General features: G+C 36.2%; 17 protein-coding genes and 7 pseudogenes. 9 read left to right on the forward strand and 15 right to left on the reverse strand.

Annotation, left to right across the window (positions count from 1 at the left end):
* Positions 1–12 precede the first annotated feature (12 nt).
* Positions 13–258 (reverse strand): rhodanese-like domain-containing protein, encoded by a 246-nt coding sequence (locus JCM13188_RS11515; protein WP_439646634.1) that lies wholly within the window; start codon positions 256–258, stop codon positions 13–15.
* 335 nt (positions 259–593) lie between these two features.
* On the opposite strand from JCM13188_RS11515, the pseudogene JCM13188_RS11520 reads away from it, so the two are divergent.
* Positions 594–1768, forward strand: a pseudogene (locus tag JCM13188_RS11520) (hypothetical protein).
* Positions 1769–1900: 132 nt separating this feature from the next.
* A complete protein-coding gene (locus JCM13188_RS11525; protein ID WP_279401759.1) occupies positions 1901–3037 on the forward strand; it encodes a metal-dependent hydrolase family protein in 1137 nt (378 codons plus the stop codon).
* A 53-nt stretch (positions 3038–3090) separates the two neighbouring features.
* On the opposite strand, the gene JCM13188_RS19125 is transcribed toward JCM13188_RS11525, so the two are convergent.
* Together JCM13188_RS19125 and ku are read right to left on the reverse strand one after the other, a co-directional pair.
* Complete coding sequence (locus JCM13188_RS19125) at positions 3091–3225, reverse strand: hypothetical protein (RefSeq protein ID WP_279401760.1); 135 nt, start codon at positions 3223–3225, stop codon at positions 3091–3093.
* A gap of 434 nt (positions 3226–3659) precedes the next feature.
* Positions 3660–4528: pseudogene (ku, locus tag JCM13188_RS11530) on the reverse strand (non-homologous end joining protein Ku).
* A 92-nt stretch (positions 4529–4620) separates the two neighbouring features.
* Here ku and ligD (JCM13188_RS11535) point away from each other — a divergent pair.
* From ligD (JCM13188_RS11535) to JCM13188_RS21820, 6 genes and pseudogenes are all read left to right on the forward strand, one after another.
* Entirely contained in the window at positions 4621–5910 is a 1290-nt protein-coding gene (gene ligD / locus JCM13188_RS11535) for a non-homologous end-joining DNA ligase (RefSeq protein WP_279401762.1), read from the forward strand.
* Position 5911: 1 nt separating this feature from the next.
* On the forward strand, positions 5912–6358 hold the full coding sequence (ligD, locus tag JCM13188_RS19130) for a non-homologous end-joining DNA ligase LigD (RefSeq protein ID WP_369404973.1): 447 nt from the start codon (positions 5912–5914) through the stop codon (positions 6356–6358).
* 217 nt (positions 6359–6575) lie between these two features.
* Positions 6576–7972, forward strand: a pseudogene (locus JCM13188_RS11540) (spore germination protein).
* 7 nt (positions 7973–7979) lie between these two features.
* Positions 7980–8258, forward strand: a complete 279-nt coding sequence (locus JCM13188_RS11545) for a GerAB/ArcD/ProY family transporter (RefSeq protein WP_054754214.1) — start codon at positions 7980–7982, stop codon at positions 8256–8258.
* Positions 8197–9081 (forward strand): GerAB/ArcD/ProY family transporter, encoded by an 885-nt coding sequence (locus tag JCM13188_RS11550; RefSeq protein WP_279401764.1) that lies wholly within the window; start codon positions 8197–8199, stop codon positions 9079–9081. Before JCM13188_RS11545 ends, JCM13188_RS11550 begins: the two co-directional genes overlap by 62 nt.
* A 63-nt stretch (positions 9082–9144) precedes the next feature.
* Positions 9145–10148, forward strand: a pseudogene (locus JCM13188_RS21820) (Ger(x)C family spore germination protein).
* A 66-nt stretch (positions 10149–10214) separates the two neighbouring features.
* On the opposite strand, the gene JCM13188_RS11560 reads toward JCM13188_RS21820, so the two are convergent.
* The 12 genes and pseudogenes from JCM13188_RS11560 to JCM13188_RS11610 form a co-directional block, all read right to left on the reverse strand.
* Entirely contained in the window at positions 10215–10469 is a 255-nt protein-coding gene (locus JCM13188_RS11560; RefSeq protein WP_054754220.1) for a phage holin family protein, read from the reverse strand.
* Between the two features lie 13 nt (positions 10470–10482).
* Positions 10483–11169: an N-acetylmuramoyl-L-alanine amidase gene (locus JCM13188_RS11565; RefSeq protein ID WP_054754222.1), complete on the reverse strand. Its 687-nt coding sequence runs from the start codon at positions 11167–11169 to the stop codon at positions 10483–10485.
* Between the two features lie 151 nt (positions 11170–11320).
* Positions 11321–12313 (reverse strand): zinc-binding dehydrogenase, encoded by a 993-nt coding sequence (locus JCM13188_RS11570; RefSeq protein ID WP_054754224.1) that lies wholly within the window; start codon positions 12311–12313, stop codon positions 11321–11323.
* Positions 12310–13264: pseudogene (locus tag JCM13188_RS11575) on the reverse strand (ArsA family ATPase). Before JCM13188_RS11575 ends, JCM13188_RS11570 begins: the two are co-directional and overlap by 4 nt.
* A gap of 14 nt (positions 13265–13278) precedes the next feature.
* Positions 13279–13548, reverse strand: a complete 270-nt coding sequence (locus JCM13188_RS11580) for a cory-CC-star protein (protein ID WP_054754226.1) — start codon at positions 13546–13548, stop codon at positions 13279–13281.
* Between the two features lie 135 nt (positions 13549–13683).
* Positions 13684–13872, reverse strand: coding sequence for a hypothetical protein (locus JCM13188_RS11585; RefSeq protein WP_054754228.1), 189 nt, complete (start codon positions 13870–13872; stop codon positions 13684–13686).
* Positions 13873–13992: 120 nt separating this feature from the next.
* Positions 13993–15724: pseudogene (locus JCM13188_RS11590) on the reverse strand (carbon starvation CstA family protein).
* 723 nt (positions 15725–16447) lie between these two features.
* Positions 16448–16597 (reverse strand): hypothetical protein, encoded by a 150-nt coding sequence (locus tag JCM13188_RS19140; RefSeq protein ID WP_279401765.1) that lies wholly within the window; start codon positions 16595–16597, stop codon positions 16448–16450.
* Positions 16594–17112 (reverse strand): hypothetical protein, encoded by a 519-nt coding sequence (locus tag JCM13188_RS11595; protein WP_279401766.1) that lies wholly within the window; start codon positions 17110–17112, stop codon positions 16594–16596. Before JCM13188_RS11595 ends, JCM13188_RS19140 begins: the two co-directional genes overlap by 4 nt.
* 69 nt (positions 17113–17181) lie before the next feature.
* On the reverse strand, positions 17182–17523 hold the full coding sequence (locus tag JCM13188_RS11600) for a zinc ribbon domain-containing protein (protein ID WP_054754232.1): 342 nt from the start codon (positions 17521–17523) through the stop codon (positions 17182–17184).
* Between the two features lie 19 nt (positions 17524–17542).
* Positions 17543–17908, reverse strand: a complete 366-nt coding sequence (locus JCM13188_RS11605) for a hypothetical protein (protein WP_054754233.1) — start codon at positions 17906–17908, stop codon at positions 17543–17545.
* Between the two features lie 155 nt (positions 17909–18063).
* A pseudogene (locus JCM13188_RS11610) lies at positions 18064–22377 on the reverse strand (S8 family serine peptidase).
* Between the two features lie 520 nt (positions 22378–22897).
* Here JCM13188_RS11610 and JCM13188_RS11615 point away from each other — a divergent pair.
* On the forward strand, positions 22898–23497 hold the full coding sequence (locus tag JCM13188_RS11615; protein ID WP_054754234.1) for a pyroglutamyl-peptidase I: 600 nt from the start codon (positions 22898–22900) through the stop codon (positions 23495–23497).
* Positions 23498–23535 lie beyond the last annotated feature (38 nt).

The following is a 23535-nucleotide window of genomic DNA, read 5'->3' on the forward strand; positions in this document are numbered from 1 at the left end:
CACTTCACCTCCTTAACGTTCAACTTTACCTTCCCATTCGAGCATCCCACCAGGCATGTTTTTGACCTTATACCCTTTACTTTTTAAAAAATCCGTTGCTTTACCACTTCTTCCGCCTGATCGGCACACCATTATATGTTCTTTGTTCTCATCGATTTCACTAAGTCGGTCAGGTAACTCCCCAAGTGGTATATGTTGAGCGCCTGGAATTTTCCCTTGTGCGACCTCATCATCTTCCCGGACGTCAATAATACTCAATTCTTTATGATCTTCGAGTTCTTTTTTTAACTTCTTCAGGCTTCATTTCTTGGTGTGACATATAAAAACCCCTTTTTTATTTTCATATCAAACTTAATTTGTCTCACATTTTGTGCTTTATACGATAACGGGTATTAAAAATTTTTAGAACCTTGAAAGCGCTTTATTAGGCTGTTTTTGAAATCGTTTCCTTTAGGTAAATATCAATACGTTAAGCATTTTCACACAAAGTATAACCACTATTTAGATTTGTATAAATAGTCAGAAATTAGTTATTTACAACCCTTTTACGCGGTGCTATAGTGAATATTAAATTTTATGAGGAGGGATTAGGAATGTCAGAATTACTAAATAATCCACTAATTGCAACTGTACTCATATTTTCACTAATTGCTTTTGGTGAATGGGTATCAATCATCACTCGAGCAAGAATTCCAATGTTATTAACAGCGATGGTGAGCTTCCTAATCCTGTCATGGACCGGCATTTTTCCGGAAGACATCATGGACCGCTCACAATTTGCCGTTTTAGGTTCAATCTTAATTGGGCCAGCCATTGTGCATATGGGAACTTTAATTCCACTTTCTATATTAAGAAGTCAATATAAAGCCGTCTTGATTGCACTCAGTGGACTCGTTGTTTCCGGGGTTCTAGTCCTATCAATTATTACTTTTGTATTTAGTTATGAGACAGCTGTTGCCGGGATCGGACCAATTAGTGGTGGTGTAGTCGCCTTACTAATTACACAAGAAAAACTAACGGAAATCGGACTTTCTGCATTAGTTGTGATCCCAGCATTAATTGTTGCTTTTCAAGGTGTGTTGGGGATGCCACTGGCGTTAAACTTTATGAGACGATATGCCAAAAAAATTGTTGAAGGTATTGATAATGGCACCTTCAGTCCAATGAAAGGAGCAACAATTGGGGAATCCATTTCAGGGGCTAAAAAACAAGGACCATTAAAATCGAGCACTACCATTAAACTATTTTTAGTGTTTGTAGTAGGTGCTGTCGGTGTCATCTTAGGAGAAGTCACCGGGATTCATTACAGCTTATGGTGTTTAGGACTTGGGATTGTGTCCGTTAAGTTTGGGATTCTGGAAAGCGAATCTCTTAACCGTGCTAATTCATTCACATTGACGATGATTGGGATTATTTTGTCGTCATTGGAACCATGGCTGATGTATCACCTGGGCAGGTCATTGATAACTTACCAGCTATTTTATCTATTCTACTGTTAGGCACTTTCGGAATTGCTCTTGGTGGTTTCGTCGGTTCTAAATTGGTCAAATGGGACCCATTAAAAGGGATGCCTGTTGCTTTAACAGCCTTATTTGGATTTCCAGGAGATTATATCCTATGTGAAGAAGTAAGTAGAAGTACAGCACGTAATGAGAAGGAAGAGAAGATGATCTTTGATGAGCTTTTAACACCGATGTTGATTGGCGGATTTACGACCGTTACGGTGGCGTCCGTAATCATTGCAGGAATTTTAATTCAAACTCTATAAGGAGGAATTTAAATGGGTAAAACATTATTCAAAAATGGATTATTAGTTGATGGAAATGGCGGTGAGCCAAATTAGATCAGGTCGTCGTCACCCAAGATCAAAAAATCCTTTACGTAGGACCTGAAGACAGTTATGAAGCAACTGGAGAAGAAAAATGTTGTTGATGCTCAAGGTGGCACGATTTTACCAGGTTTTATTGATACGCATGTTCATATGATGATGGAATATACACCTTTATCAGAACGTTTAACGAAGCCATTTTCATATATGTATTTTGAAGCGCAGAAGTACCTTGAAAATACCTTAAATGCTGGTGTTACTTCAGTTAGAGATGCTTTAGGTACTGATTTAGGAGTTAAAAAAGCTATTGAAGAAGGTTTGATCAAAGGGCCTAGAATGCAGCTTAGCATTAATGCATTAACCATAACTGGTGGTCACGGTGATGGTACACAATTAAACGGAGATGTGCTTGACCTTCTCCCTTCTGGTCATCGCGGGATGCCAGATGGACGATGTGATGGTGTTGCAGAGGTAAGAAAGAAGACTCGCGAAATGTTGCGTGCCGGTGCAGAAGTTATTAAAGTCCATGCAACAGGCGGCGTATTAAGCCCAACTGATCACCCAGAGTTTACTCAGTTCTCTTTAGAAGAATTAAAAGCAATCGTTGAAGAAGGTCGTTTCCGCAAAGGTGTTAAAGTCATGGCTCATGCCCAGGGATCTGAAGGTATTAAAAATGCTGTTCGGGCAGGCATTCATTCTATTGAGCATGGTATTTTTATTGATGATGAAGCCATCGAATTAATGCTTGAAAATGGCACTTATTTAGTTCCAACATTACTAGCTCCAGTATCAGTTTTAGAAACTGCTGATGAAAAAGGTATGCCTCAATCGGCTGTTGAAAAATCAAAAGAGGTCATCGAACAGCATCGTGCTAGTTTCACCAAGGCTTATCAAGCAGGAGTTAAAATAGCGATGGGAACTGATGCGGGTGTTATGAAACACGGAACTAACCTACGTGAATTAGGCTTAATGGTTGATGCCGGTATGACACCAATGGATGCTATTGTTGCAACAACTAAAACAGCATCAGAATGTCTTGGTTGGAGTGATCAAGTCGGCACACTTGAAGAAGGTAAATTAGCCGATGTGGTCATCACAAAAGGGAAACCACTAGATGATATTTATTCTTTAGCAAATAATGATGAAATCCAGTATGTATTAAAAGGTGGTCAAGTCCAAAAAATCTCCTATCTACTAAGCAAGAGTTAACCCATCATTAAAATTATCTAAAAAGGAATGCCGTCATGCAAATGGCATTCCTTTTATTTAAGATCTTCTTCCTTTTGGTTACATCCTTGAAGTTCAATAAGTTCCTCTTTCAATTGCTGGTGATCGTGTTCGAGCTTCTCTAAAGCATTTTGATACATATTTACTTTTATATTAGCGACATCTAACAAACGCTTATAATGTTCAAGTTTAATTTCTAATGAACTTAGATGTTCTCCTAAGTCTTCTTGTTTTTCTAAATTCCTGATTTTCTTTTTTAATTGTTCAATTAACAGATAATGATGAGAATGCTCAATTTCGTCAATTCTTTTTGTTTCTTTTTAAGTTCAGACTGTAAATAAATCAATTTTGTTGAAGTTGTATGGCATCTTGTTTTGATTCAGACATTTTTTCTCCTCCCCGCGCTCTGGGTACTTATCTATATGACCCTATTGTGAGGAAAGTTCAGCATACATAACAAATTCTAAAGACACTCACTCCATCGCTGCTGTTACTTGCGACAATTGAAGCTACTAATGTTCAATCATTTCTCCCTCTAAGGTTTTATGAAATACAATAAAAAAAGAACCTGATTATAGATCAGATTCTTTTTACACAAAATTTTTTATTTTGAAGCTTTTTCTTTCTTTTTAGATGAAGATGATTTTTTCTGTTTAGAAGTGGTTGTTTTAGATTTTTCGTGGTGCTTTTCTTTTTACTTTTCTGAGACTCATTTAATGATTTCTCTAATGCAGCCATTAAATCATCAACATTCTCTGGAGCTTTTGGTTCTTTTGCAGTCGTAATTTCTTCTCCTGCTTTCTTCTTCTCAATTAATTCCATTAAAGCTGTTCGATACTCATCTGTATATTTTTCAGGTTCAAATTCAGCTGTTAACTGGTCTATTAACATTTTTGCCGTTTTTAGCTCTTTCTCTCCCACATCAGTTTCTTCTGGAACATTCGGAACTTCTTGAAAATCTCTTACTTCATCAGGATAATGAATCGTTTCCATTACTAATGTATTTTCATAAATTCTAACAACGGCTAAATGCTCTTTTGAACGAATAGTGATTTTCGCTAATCCAATTTTCCCTGTGTCTTTTAAAGCCTGGCGCAATAAGGCATATGCTTTTCCACCCCCATCATTTGGCGAGAGAAAGTAACTCCGATCAAAATAAATAGGGTCAATGTCTTCTAGCTTAACGAAGTCCATTATCTCAACTGATTTATCTTCGGTTACATCTTTCAATGATTGTAAATCCTCTTCTTCAAGGACCACGAACTTGTTTTTGGTATATTCAAACCCTTTGACAATATCGTCATTTGTGACTTCCGTTTCGCAGACTGGGCACACTTTTTCATATTTTATAGGAGATTGACATTCTTTATGAAGATTTCTAAGCTTAATATCTTTATTTTCAGTTGCTGAATGTAATTTAACCGGAATATTAACCAAACCAAAACTAATGGTTCCTTTCCACATGGTATGCATACGAATCACCTCTTTAACTTTATTGTCTGTTGCTTTGTCATAATCATTCAAGTTTTGACTAAAAATAATGGAAACGTTTTGGAGGAGACATTATGTGGAAACCTATGATTCCCACTTTAGTGGATGAACCGCCACTAAAGAAAAATTGGATTTTCGAGACAAAGTATGACGGCTTTCGGTGCGGACTAAGTTGGACGAGTGAAGATATAAAGTTAATTAGCCGAAACCAAAAGGACTTAACTGAAAATTTCCCTGAAGTTGTAGAGTGGTGTAAGTCACAACAGCATAAAATTGAAGATTTACTGCCCCTATTTATCGATGGTGAAATAGTTATTTTAAGAACAGAGTTTCAGGCAATCTTTGATTTAGTGCAACAACGAGGTCGTATAAAGACTAAGAAAAAAATCAACCAAGCTAAACAGAATCGACCAGCTACATTTATGGCTTTTGACCTTATTCATTATCAAAATCATGACATTTCAAATCAATCTTTACGTGACAGACGTAAAAAATTAGAACAAATAAGCCAGCATTTACAAACTGAAAATTTTGCGTTTAGAAGACCCTTTAATTTAGTTCAACAATTTAATCAGTACGACGAAATTCATGGCGTTATTAAGTTACACCAAGCGGAAGGTATTGTCGCAAAAAAAACCTCTTCTCCATACTCAAATGGTAAACGCACAAATGATTGGGTCAAAATCAAAAATTATCGCATGGTTCAAGGCGCTATAACAAATTGGAATGCGAATAATGATTATTTTGAAGTAGCTTATTTCAATGAAGATCAGTTCAATACATTAGGAAAAGTTAAAAATGGATTTAAGGAAAAAGATAAAAAAACGTTAATTACATTTATTCAAGAGCACGGGGAACAAACGAGCTCTTCTTTATGGTCCGTCCACCCAAGTGCTTGTATCGATATAAAATGTTTAGATGCAAAAGACGGAGAATTACGAGAACCATTTTTTCATCAATTTCGATTTGATTTAGAACCTGATGATGTTACCAAAGATTTAGTAAGAGAAGGATTGGCACAGCTTCCTAAAGAGATTGAATTATCCAAACCTGATAAAGAGTTATTCCCGCATACTACTAAGCGAGATTATGTCCTATATTTACGTGAAGTTGCACCAATTTTATTACCTCGCCTGCAAGATAAGCGTTTAACGATGATTCGCTATCCTGACGGAATAGACGAACATTCATTTTATCAAAAGCATCTCCCTGATTATGCACCAGATTATATACAAACTGTACCAGGTGATGAAGATGAAGAAGATATATTATGTCAGGATTTAAAAGTTTATTATGGTTCGGTAATCATGCGGCATTGGAGTTTCACGTGCATTTCAAACCATACACTCTTCTTATCCAGATGAAATGGTGTTTGACTTAGACCCACCCTCTTTAAATGAATTTTCTTTGGCGATAGTAGCCGCGCAATTAATTAAAGAAATGTGTGAACATAAAGGCTTCAAGACATTTGCCAAAACATCAGGTAAAACTGGGCTTCAAGTTCATATTCCATTAGAACCAGAAAGTATGACATTTGATGAAACACGTGAATTTATGGAAGCTGTTGCGAATGTGTTAGTAACAAAATACCCAAATGATTATACCATTGAAAGATTGAAAAAGAATCGAGGTAACCGGCTTTATGTTGACTATATACAACATGCTCCAGGAAAAACAATTGTCGCTCCCTATTCGCCGCGTGCAACTCGCCATGCATCGGTTGCAACACCTTTGTATTGGGATGAGGTGACCGAGCAATTAGACCCAACTAATTTCACCATTCATTCTGTTCCAGAACGTATAAAAGAATAGGTTGTCCGTTTTTACAAATGCCAAACTCATGAATAGGAAAAGAAAATAAGGAAAAATTATGAATTATGATGATAAAGGTATAGGTGGGTCAAAATGATTTTCAAAACCTATTTTTTAAACAAAAAACGGATTAAAAACGCACAAAAACTCACCAGAGATTGACGAAACGGTTCAAGATTTAATCGATCAGCTTAAGAAATCAGACGATTTTAAAGAAGTGACTGTTAAAGAAGGCCTTAAACCATTAAAATTTTATTATTTTCATCCTTTAGTTGATAAAAAATTAGTACAGAATGATATTTTACCTTATCTACAAGAGGAATCCATTCATTCACTTGAAGATATCAAACGTTCTGTTCCGATAGAAAACATGGAAGTTACAAATGACATTGCAACGATTCAGCATCAAGTATTGTCAGGCTCCTGCATGGTACAGATCGGAGAGAAAAGCAGTGAGGTTATACTTCTAAGGGCTGTCAAGAATAACCACCGGGACGTGAATATACCTGAAGTTGAATTTAGTGTCGTAGGTCCAAAAGAAGCTTTTATCGAATCACTAGATGTTAATCTAAATTTAGTAAGAAGAAGACTACCAATACCAGAATTAAGAGTTGAAGAAATAACGGTTGGTAAAATTACTAAAACCAAAATTGCCATACTTAGCATCGAAGGGATTACGAATAAGGAGAATGTCAATACTCTAAAGCAAAGAATTAATGATATTGAAATTGACTCTGTTATTGATAGTTCATATATCGTCCAGCTGATCTCTGATAATCAGCATTCACCCTTCCCGCAATTTATAGATACTGAGCGACCAGACCGAATTGCCGCCGTACTTGGAGAAGGTAAAGTTGCATTTTTGGTTGACGGTGCTCCGCATGGCATTATTGGTCCAACGACACTTGTTGAGTTTTTCTCAGCATTTGAGGATTACTTTCTTAATTGGTTAACAGCTTCATTCTTTAGGTTAATTCGTTCATTTGCCGTTGTTTTCTCTATTCTAGTTACACCTATTTATGTAGCTGTATTAACCTATCATTATGAGATTATCCCTAAGGATTTGTTAGGGATTTTGGTTACATCAAGGCGTGAAATACCATTACCACCAATATTAGAAGCTATATTTTTAGAGCTGGCAATTGAGTTGTTAAGAGAGGCTGGAGCAAGACTGCCAACAAAAGTCGGACAAACAATCGGTATCGTGGGCGGAATTGTAATCGGAACAGCATCGGTTGAAGCTGGGCTAACGAGTAACGTGTTATTGATCTTTGTAGCCCTTGCTGCATTAGCATCATTTACAACACCTGTTTATCAAATTGGTAATACAATCCGTTTATTGCGCTTTCCATTTCTGTTTATGGCACATATATGGGGATTATTAGGCATTTCAATTTGTTTCTGTTTGTGATGTCCCATTTATTAAGATTAAGCTCTTTAGGAAGACCTTATTTAGAGCCTATCTATCCCCCGCGAGTTCAGGATTTAAAAGATGCGTTTATTAGATTACCTTGGTCGAGACAATCGAAACGTCCAGTAGAAGCCCAAACACAAGATACTATGAGGTTCAATCAAAAGAAAGCTAAGAAAAAGAAAACTGAAGTAGATGAGTAGGGATTACATGAGAGAACTACAGCGAGAAATTAAAGATCAATATAAAGTCTCCCCCTATTTAGCTATATTTTTAATTAGCTCTATTCAAATCGGTGTTGGAGTATTAGGCTTTCAATCGTACATTGTGGGTTACTTAAAAAATGATTCGTGGATGGCAGTCATTATTGCTGGAATACTCATTAGCATTTTGATTTTTATTATTTACAAAATTTTAAAATACGGTAATGGGGGATTTAATTGTCATTCATTACGACACGTTCGGGAAGTGGATTGGAGGATTCTTTAGTCTCATTTGGATTATATATTTTATCGGTATTAGCATTCTCGTATTAAGGTCGTTTATACAAGTTGTACAAGTTTGGATGTTCCCTGATTTAAACGTTATCTATCTAAGTATAGTGTATTGTATTTTAGTTTATTACGTGATCACAGGCGGATTTAGAGTTGTTGCAGGTGTGAGTTTTTTAGGAATGGTTATCCCTTCTTATTTAATCTTAACGATTTTATATCTTTTGGAATATACCGATTTTAGAAACCTTTTGCCTGTTTGGAATCATTCAGTGCAAGATTTACTTATAGCGACTAAACAAATGACTTTTAGCTATATCGGATTCGCAACTCTTCTAATGTTTTATCCATATATAAAAGATCCTGAGAAATCAAAGATTTGGGCACATGGAGGTAATGTCATAACAGTCGGTCTTTACTTAATATTAATTGTCATATCACTTGCTTATTTTGCTGCTGATCATCTTACAAAACTTTACTGGCCTACTTTAACTATGTGGAAAACGATTGAAATGCCATTTGTCGAGCGTTTTGAATATGTAGGCATCTCTTCTTGGGGGTTAGTCATTTTACCTAACATTTGCTTATCCTATTGGGCGGCAAGCCGAGGTGCTCGTCAGTTGTTTAGAATCAGTCAACGAAAAGCCTTAATAATCATTTTACTTATAACAGTTGGTGCTAATTATCTTTTAAAAACTCAGAAACAAGTTGAACAAATAACGACATATTATTCTCAGTTTAGCTTTTATCTTTTATTAGTCTATTTACCTCTATTACTAATCATTGTTTATTTCAGATTTAAAAGGAGAAAAAAATCATGAAGCGATTAGCCATCATTCTTTTGTTCAGTCTCATAATTTTAAGTGGGTGCTTAAATAAAAAATATTCTAGATAACATAAGAATGGTAACAGCCATAGGGTTTGATGTGGCTGAAAATGGCCTTCATGAAATTACGGTAGTCGTACCAAGATTTAATCCTGACAAATCTACTTCTAGTGAAACCTATACAACCTTTGCTAATATTACAAGCGGCGCTGAAGAAGCGTTAAATATGAGTGATTCTAAACCTTTTGTGAGTGGTAAAATTGAAGTTGTACTTGCTAGTCAAGAACTAGCACAAAATGGATTAATAAAACTGACTGATGGATTTCTAAGAGACCCTTCAGTAGGGTCTAGGGTATATTTAGCCATTACAGATATTACAACAAAAGAATTACTACAAGGTCAATACAGTAATCAAGATAACGGAATGTTCATCTCAGATATGCTCAGGCAGAATATGGATTCAGGGCCATTACCTGAGACAAATATTCACTTATTTTTTAATCAATTTTACGATCAAGCCCGTGACCCTTACCTTCCATTAATCGGAATAGAAGGCAAACGAATAACCATTAAAGGATTAGCTCTTTTAAGAGACGACAAAATGGTTGAGATATTAAGCAAGGATCAATTATTTACTTTTAAAACATTGGCGCATCGAAAAACGATCGGAGACCAATTATTAATTGAACTAGATAACGATGAGTATGCTTCTTTGTATAAAGTTAAAACAGTTCGGAGCATTAAGATGTCAAATTTGAAAGAGACACCAAAAGTTAATATTAACATTGATATGAATCTGACGGTCAGAGAATTTACAGGTCAAGATTTAAATCCTCAAAAATTGAAAGGTTAAAAAAGAAAACAGAGGAAAGAATTATAGAAGATTCTAAAGAAATGATTGAAACATTTAAAGAATTAAACATTGATCCATTAGGATTCGGAGATCAAGCCAGAAGCCGATTACGATCATGGAATAATACTAAATGGGAAGACCAATATCCTAACATCGAAGTGACCATTCAACCTAACGTCACTATTTCAGAGACAGGGATTGCGAAGTAAAGTTATCAACTAAATAAATCAAACCTGAACTATTGATCATTGCAAAGTTCAGGTTTTTGAATTCACTTACTGTCTAGCAGTCGTCGTTTGTTTGAATAATTGATGGCCAAATACAGCAGTTCCGGCTATTAAAATAGATTGTATGAAAGCTTCGAAAGATAATCCCAACATGACACTTGTTAAAATAATACTAATTAATAATAACGATAATGGAATAAAACGATTGGGAATTAACTGAGTTTGTTTAATAATTTTCCCTAATACCATTAATACTGGGACTAGAATTAAAGCTTCATCCATAATAAAGCTAAGTAAGTCCATCCTCATCCCTCCTTCATCCTTTTAAGTGGTCAATAAAAGCATTAAAACCTGATTCTTTTAACTCACGAACTCGTTTTTCAGCATTCTCTAAGCTTTTAAATGAGCCAGTTATTACACGATATAAAGTTTCAGGCTGACTTATTCCACTATTCTCAGAATGATAAGTGACACCTTCATCTCGGCATATAGCTTTTACTACACATTCATACATACCCAATCTATACTCTTTGTTTCTCAATTTGTTGCGGTGTCCACCATCTAGAAACTCATATTCTACGATGGTTGTTCTGCACCTTCCCGTGTCACGGTGCATATAATAATAGTCGCGCTTGCTTTGATTTGAGTAATGTTTAGTGAAGGTTCTGCGGACGGGATAGCCCATACGTTTGAATTCATCAGTTAGAAGGTTTTCAAACTGTCCTTTTGAATAAATACTATGAATGAATTCCGCTCCTTTTCCGCCTCCAGCATTAAAATGATGAGATATACATCGGTCATACTTTCTTACTTTACTTGTTCGCTCGTGTCTTGATAAAGTAACATCATTTGATCTTGTTGTAGTTGAAGTTATTCCTAGTTCATCTAATCTTTGGTTCACATATAGTGCCGCTTCTAAGGTCCATACTTTTTCTTGCTTACCATCATAAACTGCACCAGGGTCTTCCCCGCCGTGCCCTGCATCTTGAATCCAATTAACCATACTCATCTCTCCCTAAAATTATTCTACATATATAATCGTTGGAAGAGACAATATCGAGTATTAAATATATATAAACACGTAGTCAGTTAATTGTAAACTGAATATTCTATCATTTTTACAAAGAAAAAAACTAGCCCAAATTGGCTAGTTCTTAACTGATATCAAACCCGATTTTTCCAAAGTTTTTAGTGTCTTTTAAATACGTAAACGCTTCAAGATAATCTTCTAAATTGAACATATGGTCAATTTCTGGTTTAACATTATGTTGTCCAACGAACGCTAACATAGATCTAAACTCTTCTGCACTTCCCATTGTTGACCCTAGTAGATTAAACTGACCATAAAAGAAATGTCTAATATCTATTTCGACGGTATCTTCTGTTGTCGAACCAAACGTTACAATTGTTCCACCTTTGCGAATGATTTTAAGTGATTTATTAAATGTTGCTCGTCCAATACTCTCAACTAATAAATCAACCTGTTCCCCTTTTAACACTTCATTCCAATCTGAATTTGTATCTATAGCAAGGGCAGCTCCAAGTGATTTAGCCTTTTCAAGTTTACTCTGACTTCTAGATGTAACAATGACTCTTGCACCAATGGCTTTTGCAAACTTAAGTGCGTACGTCAAAACACCACTACCGATTCCTGGAAGCATGACTGTGTCTCCCTTTTTCACTTTCCCTCTTGTAAAGAGTACACGATAAGCGGTTAGAGCAGCCAAAGGTAAAACACCTGCTTCATGCCAGGACAAATGAGCTGGCTTGCTTTCAACATGATCTTGATCCATCACAATATATTCTGCAAACGTGCCATCATCTGGTAAACCTAATATTTCAAACCCTTCTGGTGGCGCCTCGCTAATATTTTTCCAACCAAGGCCTGGGTTTATAACGACTTCATCACCTACTTGCCATTGATCAACACTATCACCAACCTCTGTGATGACGCCTGCTCCATCAGAACCTAACACAAGCGGTTCATCACTTGCACCATGTCTGTAAGTGACCGCAATATCCCGTCTATTCATTCCAGCCGCTTTCAATTGAACCTTCACCTGATTACTCTTTACAATCGGTTCATCAATATCTGAATAAGACAATCCGTCTAACCCTTCAATTTGTTGATGAATAATCGCTTTCATCTAACTTCCTCCTTTACAACACCTCGTAGATGATATGAAAATACATCTAACTTATCCAAATCTGAAATATCTTCTTCGTATAACGGAACCTTGATTAATATTTGTTTATTAAATTCTTCTTCCATTTGTTTTAAATACTTTTGTTCAATTTGTCTACGTTTTTCTAAAAAGGCTCCATCAGCTGCTTCTGGTAATACTTTATTAACAATTAATGTGTTGACATGTAAATGGTATTGATGTAATTGCTTAATCGCTTGTTTCGTCTCAATCATAGGTAACCTTTCTGGAATGAGCACAAAAATAAAGCCAGTTTGAGTTTCATCTAAAATCACATCACGCACAGATGAAAATTTTTTCTTTCCTCTTTTGCAGAATTTCATAAATTGGATCATCGATCGGCTCGCCATCATTTAATAATTGAGTATAATTATCGTTAATCTTTTGCCTTTTTTGAAGCATGCCGTCGATCCACACACTCATTAGCTCTGGTAATGATAACAACCTAATTGTATGACCAGTTGGGGCTGTATCAAAAATAATTTTATCAAAATGATGTTTTTCATCTAAAATAATAGAAATTAATCGATCAAACAAAGCTGCCTCTTCTGCTCCTGGTGATGCTGCTGCAAGGTCGATCTGTCGATTCACTTCATCGACTAATTTTGATTTAACAAGTCCTTGTAAATTGCTTTTCACCTGTTCCATATACCTCTTAGTTTCTTTGGTTGAATCAATTTCAATTCCCCACAGGTTTTGATCAAGCTGTGTTTTGTCATGAGATAAAGGCTTATGAAAAATATCACCTAAATTATGTGCAGGATCTGTGGAAACAACTAAAGTATCTAGTCCTTGCTTTGAAAAGGCGAGTGCTAGTGCAGCGGAAGAGGTAGATTTACCTACCCCTCCTTTTCCTCCAACGAATATTATTTGTTGATTGGTTAGCTGATTCATAGTCTCACATCCTTTTAGCAACATCGTATTCCATCAAGAGGTGATTTTTCCATCCCCATACGCAAGTGCCAATCATGGAACTTTTCAATAATGTAGGGATATAGTTCCAGTGTGTAATAAAAGGCTGGATTAGGTATTCCTAATAAATCTGAGTAAACTAATAATAAAAACAAATCATCTTCGTCCCTTAATTCCCTTGCAATCTCAGTTTTGTGAGGAACACTTAACATTTCTTCATATAATTCGATCATTCTTTTAATTGAGAATTTCCTTTGTTCAGCCATGCTTAACACCCACTTCATGTGTTTGTTTTACTATTTTATCAAAATCATCAATATTTTCTAAATAATAACCATTCACAAAAATGGCATTTAGTTTTATTTTCGTAAACAAATATAAGATAGCCTTTTTATAGGTGATCATACCAGCTTGGGCTTGTTTAAATAAATATGAAGCAACACTACCAACGTTTTTGGGTCCACATAATTGATGCTAAGATGTTCTCCATATTTATTTTTCCACTCATTATACATCTTACCAAGTTTCATATAATCATCTTCTAAATGTTTAAATTCATTAGATAATGTGATGAACCCGTCATCACTCATACCACCACATCAACCAGATCCGATTGCTTTAGTCTGCCGAATGATGAGAACATTAATCATCCTCCCCACCTCCTAAATGAAGATGAAAAGCCGCACTGTAATAGCACGGCTTTAATCATATTAACTTACATTTTTAAGTTTATTATCTTTTTCTTTTCTGAGAACCGATATTGCAGTTAAAACAATCCAAATTGCGAATACAAACACGACGGCCCCTAATATAAATAATAACCAATCAGATTGCGCAGCCCACGGGGCCCATTGGGTAAAGACTTGCAGATACATAGCGTATAGAGTCATGACCATAATGAAGCCCATCGGTATTAGTGCAGGAAGTATATTACGTCCCTTACGTCCTAAGTAAATAGATAGTAAGAGCAAACTAATACCTGCTAGTAATTGGTTCATCGTACCAAATAGAGGCCATAATAGGTAACCTCCTGAACCTAATCCACGATCACCTGGTAATAATACTAAAATAGTCGAAGCCACGACTGCTAATGTTGTTGCTGAGTGCTTAGATGTAATCGACTTAACATTATATTCCATACCAAGTTCTGCGATAATATATCTCATCAAACGGACTGCTGAATCTAACGATGTTGCAGCAAAGCTGACAATAATAACGGCAACAATAGTCGCTGCTACACTTTCAGGAATGCCAACACCTGTTGCTAGTACTGCTGCACCATCAACAAAGACGTTAAACCTCCACCAGCTGCACTAAAGTCACTATAGAACCCTAAAAATTCACTTTCTGAATTAAAGAATGTGACCACTGCAATAATCGCAATTACAGCTAGTAAACCTTCACCTATAGAACCTAAGTAGCCAACAAAACGAACATCTTTCTCATTTGAAAGCTGTTTAGAAGATGTACCACTTGAGATCAGACCATGGAAACCTGAAATCGCACCACAGGCAACTGTGATAAACAAAATTGGAAACCACGGAGTATCGTTTGCTGCAGGGTTTGTCATTGGTGCTGTTACCTCTGGTGTTGTCAGAAATAGGCCTAAATATAGAATGACAAGACCTAAGATCATTGGTGTGAATTAATAAAATCACGCGGTTGTAGTAGTTTCCATACTGGTAATGTCGATGCAAAATAAAGATAGACCATTAATATAAGTATCCATATTAAAAATGCCATGCTAGTCGTATCTAGTCCAAAGGCAGAAGTGGCTCCTTCTCCACCTAGGTAAGAGACTACATCAATCTGTAATGCAGGAACATAACTAGTTAGAATAGCAGTTCCATACATCACTGCAAGCGCAGCTAATGATGGTAATAACATGCTTCCACTACGTTTATAAACATGGTAACCAATCCATATAGCAAGTGGAATTTGGATAAAGACTGGTAATATACTAGCCGGATTATTAATAAATAAGTTGGCAATAACCCAAGCAAATACCGCATTTACCATTAGAACTAAAATTAAAATAATGAATAAAAACAAGATTTTGCCCGTTGTCCAATTAGCTTGTGAGCTAAAGTTCCAACAGATTGTCCTTTATTACGTACTGACAAAAATAATGTACCTGAATCGTGCACACCTGCAGCAAAAACAGTACCAAGAATAACCCATAAAAAACGCTGGTAACCAGCCCCAATATACCGCAATAGCTGGTCCAACAATAGGAGCCGCACCTGCTACAGAAGTAAAGTGGTGCCCCCATAGTACAAATTTGTTAGTCGGGACAAAGTCGACCCCATCTTTATATTCATGCGCTGGGGTTTTGAAATTTGGATCAAGTTTATAAACTTTTTCTGCAATGTACTTCGAATAAAAACGATAACCAAAAAAGAACACAACAAAACCAATTAAAGCTAAATAAATACCATTCAATCCCGTAACCTCCCCTATTCATTTTTCTAGACAGTATTTTACCCCTAAATTATCAGAATTTCAAGATAACTTAAATAATTTTATATAATCAAACTATTATAATTTTATATTTTATTTATCTAAACTTTTTTCATAAACAATAAGACCCAGTTCATAATTGAACTGAGTCCACTTAGATTAGACACAATACCTACATCAAATACTTTAACTAGGTCTTATGAGCTATAATTCGGTTTGGTAAGTTAATTCTTTTTACTTATTTTCATTAATTTAGTTCCAACCAAACTAGTTATTAAACTAAGGAAGATTGATACAAGTAATAAAGTTATTAATGAAAACCCAATCACATAATGTTCATTAAATTCTGCTCTTACAATACTATAACTAAAATTAGATGCGTAAGTTAATCCAGTAAAAATTAAAGATATAAAACCACTATAAACTAATATGGTCTTAGTTTGATTTTTCGTGTGAATTTTCTAAAGGACAAGGAGTACAATAAAATGACTAAAATTGTAATAACAAGCATCATCCATAAGTAGTTTTCTAGATACACAAAACCTTGTTGGATTAATCGGTTATTTAAACTTGAATCAACTGTCTGAAGTATTTGATATTGAAAGTGTTCTGGATTAAAATCTCCGCCGCTCATTTCAAATGTATTTAAAAAGGATAAATTCAGCATATATACTGATAATTGAACGATTAATACTAGACCAGAAATTAGAGATGAACCAATAAGAACTTGATAAAAACTTCTTCTTGTACATTACCTATAATAAGTCCACTTAATATTAAATATAAGCTCATAATTGTTACAGCTGCTAAAGAGGCGAGTTTAACACCTTTAGCGTAAACAGATTGAGCTTTCATACCTTTTTGAAAGATAACACGGATAAAAGCACTACAAAACTAATTAAAAAGCTTTTCCACATTACTCCCCATGATTGATAAGAATAATTCGTAACCTCATTCACAGTTTGATACCCTTTTTCCATTGAATAATCTGTTAAAATACTAAGAACCCACATCATGATACTGTAAATAAAACTAAAGGAAATCGTCTGAATAAGCCAATCTTTTTCATCTGAAACTTTAACTCTAAATGCATAAAGCATACCAGCTAATGCAATCGTGATGACCGTTATAATCAAATAAAAAGAAAGTCCGAGCTTTGATTCCATAGTATGGTTTGTCAATGTTTCTGAAGTTTTTTGATTTGTAACTTCATCAAATGTTACATAGACTTCTCCCAAGTTGCCCAATAACATTATATCTACTGGTGACAGAGCAGAAATAACAGTAGGGCTCCAGTTCATCTGTTGCGCCCCTTCTGTTGCCTCTAACTTCATCATTTGATAAGAATCTAGTAAATAACGATACGACACCCCCCCATTGAACTTGTTCAAAGTCTTCCATATCATGTTGGAAGGGTTCTGCATATGAGTGATTGTCTGTTAGTGATAATGAAAATGCAGAAAAGACGTATAAAAAACGATACATAACAAAGCAAAAGGTATAGCTAGTAATAAAGGCCTTTTAAAATCGTTCATTTTTATATTATGATCCTTAGGTTTAACTCTTTCTGGTACTTTATGTATGACACACTCAAACGATTCACCGCAGAAATAACAATACTGGGCACCACTCACTTGATCGGAACCACAATTATGACAAACCATGTCACTTGTTTGTTTTGTTAAACCCGTTTGCATTGATTGATGTAAAGCATGTCCATCTTCTATGCAATAAATAGCTTGATTAGGGTTTCCGGTACCACATTTAGTACAGTAAATCACCGAACCCCCTCCTGCTCATTTAACTTTGTGCCACATGCATAGCAAAAACAGCCCTACTCATCGCCTCTACTCCGCATTGAGTGCAAGTTGGAAACGCAGTATTCGTCTGTTTTTGCACCTCACTTCCGCAATTAGAACAATATTGATCTCTATTATTTATCAGGTGTCCACAACCACAGAATTGTTCATAATCACCAGTATTTTGGGTTTGAAGCTTAAATATATTTTGATCTAATTCAGTAATTTCCTGACTGATGTCACTTAATTCTTCACTATAAATTTGCCCAATTCTATATTGATAATAAACTGATTGTCCTAGCTCAGCTAATAAAATAGATTTCTTTGCCCTTAATCTATTAAGCTCCTGTTCTATGTAATCGTTCATTTTCTCTCCCCCGTTAACTAAAACTTAATATTATTTTAACATACAAAATATTCTAATTAATTACTTAAGGGTGGAAATTACATATCTTTACTCAAAAAAGGGTGTAGAGCAATTCACTCTACACCCTTTTTGCTATGGCTTATTAATGTGTAATCTTACCAAAGGCTTGGACCATTTCCTTTATATAAACCAAGGCCAAGTCCGTTCCCTTTGCCTTTACTTTTACCTTTACCCTTTCCTTTTCCTTTCCCATTTCCATTACCATTATCATCTTCAACTACTGTAATTTTACCCTCAGCTTGTTTAAGTGTTTGGTTTCCAAATTCATCAGTAGCTTTTACTTGAATAACAGCTCCTTCTGCTTCTAATCCTTTAGGTGCTGTCCAGTAACCGATGTAATGGCCATCTTCCATTTCCATCATTGGCAATTCAGTTGCATTTTGGACACCAAATGTTAATGGCATTAGGATTGAGAATCTAGCATCTAAGTCTGTTTCACTATCAAACTCAATGATCACTGTTTCACCAGCCTCAACTGTTTGATCTTCTGTTGGTGTAAGATTCTCAATTTCAGGTGCAGTGTAATCCGCCTCTACTTCTATTGACTGACTGGATGTGTTACCTGCCTTATCAGAAGCTTCAACTTCAATGACATTAACACCTTTATCTAAGATGATTCGTTTAGAATATTGACCATCCTCAACAGTTGCTTCTTGACCATTAACCAATACTGAGTCTAAATGGTCATCGCTTATCTGACCTTCAACAGTTACGGTTTCACTATTTAATAGATCACCATCACTAGGGTTATCAATAGTTATCTCAGGTGCTGCTGTATCTAGGGTTACCGATACAACATCAGATTCATTAGCCTGTTCACCATTAACAATATTAATAGCTTGAAGGTCATTATTTCCTTCTTCTAATTGAACTGGCATACTGAATTCGCCATTTTCACCAATTTCAACTGATCCAACTTCTTCTCCGTTATTTAATAGTTGAACTGTCGTAGTTGGTGAAGCAGTACCTTCTACTGTAATTTCAGTTTCATTTGTAATTAATCCACTAGATGGATTGGTGATTTGGACGTCTTCTACTGCGTAATCTACACGAGCTCTGATCATGTAGTTACCTTCAGCAGCAGGAGATGGTGACCACGTACCACCTACAGACTGATAACTTCTTTCAGCATTTGGACTACTTTCATCAGTTGCTAGCCCTGGTACATTAGGGTTAGCACCCGTTTGTACATAGACCATGTAGAAGTCACCATCTACTTGAATGTTATATTCACGTAAATCAACAACTGTCCACTGATCTAAGTCTCTAATAGCCTCAGCATCAATAGGTCCTGCTAATTTTTCACCAGGTAAACCATCAGAACCACTAGCATCCCAAACTTCTACGGCGAATTCAGTTCCGCCTGGACTAGGCCAATCTGTTCCGTGGAATTGGAAGACACCATCAGTTACGACAGCTTCGTCCTCCCCTTCAGGAAGAGACATCTTAACAGCCCACTTATTGCCCGCATCATAGAATGCACGAGCGTTTTCAGCTGTGCCATCATCGTAACCAATTTCACCACCTGGGTAAGTGTACATCGGCTCCAATTCAATGTTAAGTTCTTGGTCACCATCGAGATTAACCTCGAACTCGTCACCGTGGAAACCTTGAGCATAGACTTTAAGAGTATAGGTTCCTTCGTATGCTGTTAGATCATAATTACCGTTAGCATCTGTTTGTACTGGATCAACGTTAGCATCTTCTACCAATAGTAACGTTGCCCCTTCTACAGGGTTACCAGAGTTTGCGCTAGTAACTTGACCCGATAATGTTGCTTGAGGTAATTCTTCTAAAACAAAATTAGCTGTTACCGTTTCATCCGCTTCTAAGTTTACCGATTGTTCCTCTGAAGCGAAACCATAAGTTTCAGCTTTAACTGTAAACTCACCTGCTGGATGTACGAATGAGAAACTTCCATCAGCTGGATTTGTATTTACTGACTTGCCACTTTCAAGTACAGAAACCTGCGCACCAAGTGGAAGGTTGCTTACTTCTTCATCATTTAATTCTAACGAATCAGAAGCTGGTTTCTTCATAAGTGGTTCAATCTTAGACGGATCTACTTCTGGAGCATCTTTCTTAGCTTTATCGATTATTTTCTTAGGCTGGATTGATGCTTTATTACCACCGATTGAAGTATCGGTTAAGGTTACATCATCGATATACCAACCCGCTCTAGTAATAATGCTATCTGAATCTAAGTTAAATGCTATATAGACACGTTCACCAGCATATTCAGATAGATCAAGCTCCATTGTATTCCACGCTTCATCATCACCAGTTAACTCTTGTAATGACTCCCAGTTTTCCATGTCTTGTGAAATAAAGACATTACCATAATCCCAACCAGATTCAATGTTATACCAGCTTTCAAATTGTAAGAAAGAGTCGCCTTCCGGTAAATCAATTGGAGGCATTAACAAGGTTGAGTTTTCACTATTGTTGTAATCACCACTTAAACCAGTTGCATAAACATTTTCACCAGAAACTGCCTCTCCTGGACCTGACGTCGGCTCACCACGCTCCCAAGAGATATTGTCACCATATACTTGCCAACCTATTGCAGGATCCTCAAAATCACTTGAGTAACCGACCGTAATTCCTGAATCGATTGCAACAGTATAGTCATCACTTACAACATCATTACCGCCAAAATCACTGACAGTAATTGAGTAAGTCAATTCACCTTCTAATACATCTTCTCCAGGAATAGTCGCCTCGAATATTCCGGATTTAAAGTTACCTTCAGTACGAGTAGCTTCAACTGTGTTTTCGTCACCGTTTTCGTTAACATAGCTAACTTCAACAGACGTTACACTTACGTTGTCACTAGCTTGTATAGATAAATCTAAATCCATTTCGGAGAATGCTTGTTCAGGTGCATCATGTTCAAAAGTAGGCGCTTCTTCATCCTCACCTTCCATAGTAACAGCACCCTCAATTGTACCTAAACCATCCATTACAGATGAAACTGCGTTATAAGCATCAACTAAACCAGAACCAAAACCATTGTTTGGTGATTCTGGATATTCACTGTTTGTTAACGGAGTTGCTGTTGACATTAAAATTTCTTCCATGTCATCAACAGATAAGCCAGCATTAGCTTCTAACAATAATGCTGCGACACCAGATACTGCTGGCCCTGACATAGACGTTCCATTCCAACCACCTTCATATCCACCGCCTGGAACTGAAGAACGGATGTTGACGCCAGGAGCTGAAATATCTGGTTTGATCTCATCGTATGGAGATGGACCTTCTAAAGAGAAGCTTGCCAAGTTATTATCACTATCAGTTGCACCTGTTGCAAAAGATTCAGGATAATTTGCAGGTACAGCAACTGACCCTGGACCGCCTGGGTTCGTAAGTGTTGTATTACCAGCTGAGAACTCTGGGAAAATTCCTGCAGCTCTCCAAGCTTTAACAACATCACGATACCATTCGTCTAAACCAGGACCGCCACCCCAAGAGTTGTTCACAACATCTGGAGCTTTAGTTACATCTCCACCTGGAGCTAATATCCATTCACCACCAGCTAGGATATCCACATCAGAACCACTTCCACTAGAGTTGAATATTTTAACTCCAATAAATTGAGCTCCCGGGGCTACCCCAACTTGGTTTGATCCGTCAGGCTCACTACCTACCATAGTACCTGTAACGTGGGTACCATGTCCATGATCGTCATATGCAGCTTCTTCACCATAAACTGGATCGTAGAAACTGTAGGTGTGATCAACCTCATCAGTTGATGCATCATAGCCACGGTATTTTTCTTTTAATGCTGGGTGATCCCACTGAACACCTGTATCAAGAGCAGCAACTACGATACCTGACCCGTCAATACCCATATCCCATACTTCTGGTGCATTAACTTGTTCAACGTTCCATTCTACATTAGTAATTTCGGATTCTATTTTTTAGCATCCGAATCTACTGAAACTTTATTTAATTGTCTAGTTTCGTTAGGTAATAGTTTTTCAACTTCATTGAAAGATGCTAGTTTCTCAGCCACCTTTTATTGGCAGTAACAGCAATAGCATTAACAATATGGTAAGAATGGTAATCTTTAACCACACCTTCTTGCTTTGCCTCTTCTAAGAAATTCTTAACGTTAGCCTGAGAAATATCTGCAGTTGCTTTTAATTCTGATATGACAGACGAACGTTGTTGCAATTCCGCATTAAATGAAGTTAGACCATTTTTCTGTGCTTTATTCTTTGCTTCTTTAGCTACTTTTTGTACATCAGCCTTTTCTTTAAATTTGACTAAGAATGTCACATTTTCTTCTGCATTGAATTCTTGAGTCAATCGTTTACTGATTTTTGTTGAACTGTCTTAGTTGACTCTTTCAATGAAGTAGATGCATTACCTGGTTCGGCAAATACCATGCTTGGCATTGCCATCGTCCATATTAGTGTCAATGAAACGATCAATTTAACCCATCTAGACAATGAATTTCCTCCTCCCAATTTTTAAAAACTATGAAGAGTCCTGTTGTAATTTAGCAATCCTCCTTCCTGTAAAAATTTCTAATGTAGAATCTTGATTGTTAGTGTTAATATAATAGAAAGAGAAGAACATTTTCTGTCAAATATTGTCGAATTTTTTCCTTAAAAATGGAAATGATTACTAAGTATTAGATGGTTAACCTTAATATGGTAAACATGTCCCAATTTAAGTAGAACTATATGATTAATTATCTGAAAAATGAATTATTATTCATAAAATTTAATAAATAGTATCTATCATGTTGTTTAGAATTAAAAGAATTAACTAGGGTTCCACAACTAAAGAACGTCATTTCTTCCTATTTATTGTAAAAAAACACCCATAATAAACTAGATTAATGTTGGTGGTTATATGTTTATTTAATGAAAAAACCCTACAAGGTATTTAAGACATCTATAAGGGGGGATATAAATTTTGAAAAAAATTTTACTTACTGGCTTTGAGCCGTTCTTGATGTTTAAGAAAAACCCAACAGTGGAAATTGCTCAATATTTGAATGGTAAAACCATCGATGAATATGAAATAACAAGTCGTATATTAACTGTTGATTTTAATCATTCAGGACAGGAGATGGTTAAGGCGATTGAGGAAGTGAAGCCAAATGTTGTGGTAGCATTAGGTCTGGCTGGTAATCGGAGGCACATAACACCAGAACGAATAGCGGTTAATTGTAATGATGGTCCAGAAGACAACCAAGGCTACAAACCATCAGGGGAGAAAATTGTAGATGATGGTCCAGATGGATACTTTTCGACATTACCCATTTATGAGATGGTCGGTATTATGAAACAGCATGGTTATCCAGCGTCAATTTCAAATAGTGCTGGAACATATTTATGTAATCATGTCATGTATCAAGCTCTACATTATGCCAAGACAACCGGGTTAGTTGATCAAGCTGGGTTTATTCACATTCCACCTTCACATGAGATGGCGATTGAGCAGCCCCAACTTGCAAGCTGGTCACAAACGGATTTGAATAACGCAATCGAATTGTGCTTAAGTAAGCTTTAATCTTAAAAGAGAAACGCCTACCGTAACCTTTTATTGGG

This window comes from Piscibacillus salipiscarius JCM 13188, assembly GCF_001311865.1.
Lineage (GTDB): Bacteria > Bacillota > Bacilli > Bacillales > Alkalibacillaceae > Piscibacillus > Piscibacillus salipiscarius.

What these genes read in the sequence shown, in the direction of transcription:
- JCM13188_RS11525 (WP_279401759.1), top strand. Translation starts at nt 1,901, where the DNA reads ATGAAGCAACTGGAGAAGAAAAATGTTGTTGATGCTCAAGGTGGCACG.
- ligD (WP_279401762.1), top strand. Translation starts at nt 4,621, where the DNA reads ATGTGGAAACCTATGATTCCCACTTTAGTGGATGAACCGCCACTAAAG.
- ligD (WP_369404973.1), top strand. Translation starts at nt 5,912, where the DNA reads ATGGTGTTTGACTTAGACCCACCCTCTTTAAATGAATTTTCTTTGGCG.
- JCM13188_RS11545 (WP_054754214.1), top strand. Translation starts at nt 7,980, where the DNA reads ATGAGAGAACTACAGCGAGAAATTAAAGATCAATATAAAGTCTCCCCC.
- JCM13188_RS11550 (WP_279401764.1), top strand. Translation starts at nt 8,197, where the DNA reads ATGGGGGATTTAATTGTCATTCATTACGACACGTTCGGGAAGTGGATT.
- JCM13188_RS11560 (WP_054754220.1), bottom strand. Translation starts at nt 10,469, where the DNA reads ATGGACTTACTTAGCTTTATTATGGATGAAGCTTTAATTCTAGTCCCA.
- JCM13188_RS11565 (WP_054754222.1), bottom strand. Translation starts at nt 11,169, where the DNA reads ATGGTTAATTGGATTCAAGATGCAGGGCACGGCGGGGAAGACCCTGGT.
- JCM13188_RS11570 (WP_054754224.1), bottom strand. Translation starts at nt 12,313, where the DNA reads ATGAAAGCGATTATTCATCAACAAATTGAAGGGTTAGACGGATTGTCT.
- JCM13188_RS11580 (WP_054754226.1), bottom strand. Translation starts at nt 13,548, where the DNA reads ATGGCTGAACAAAGGAAATTCTCAATTAAAAGAATGATCGAATTATAT.
- JCM13188_RS11585 (WP_054754228.1), bottom strand. Translation starts at nt 13,872, where the DNA reads ATGAGTGATGACGGGTTCATCACATTATCTAATGAATTTAAACATTTA.
- JCM13188_RS19140 (WP_279401765.1), bottom strand. Translation starts at nt 16,597, where the DNA reads ATGAAAGCTCAATCTGTTTACGCTAAAGGTGTTAAACTCGCCTCTTTA.
- JCM13188_RS11605 (WP_054754233.1), bottom strand. Translation starts at nt 17,908, where the DNA reads ATGAACGATTACATAGAACAGGAGCTTAATAGATTAAGGGCAAAGAAA.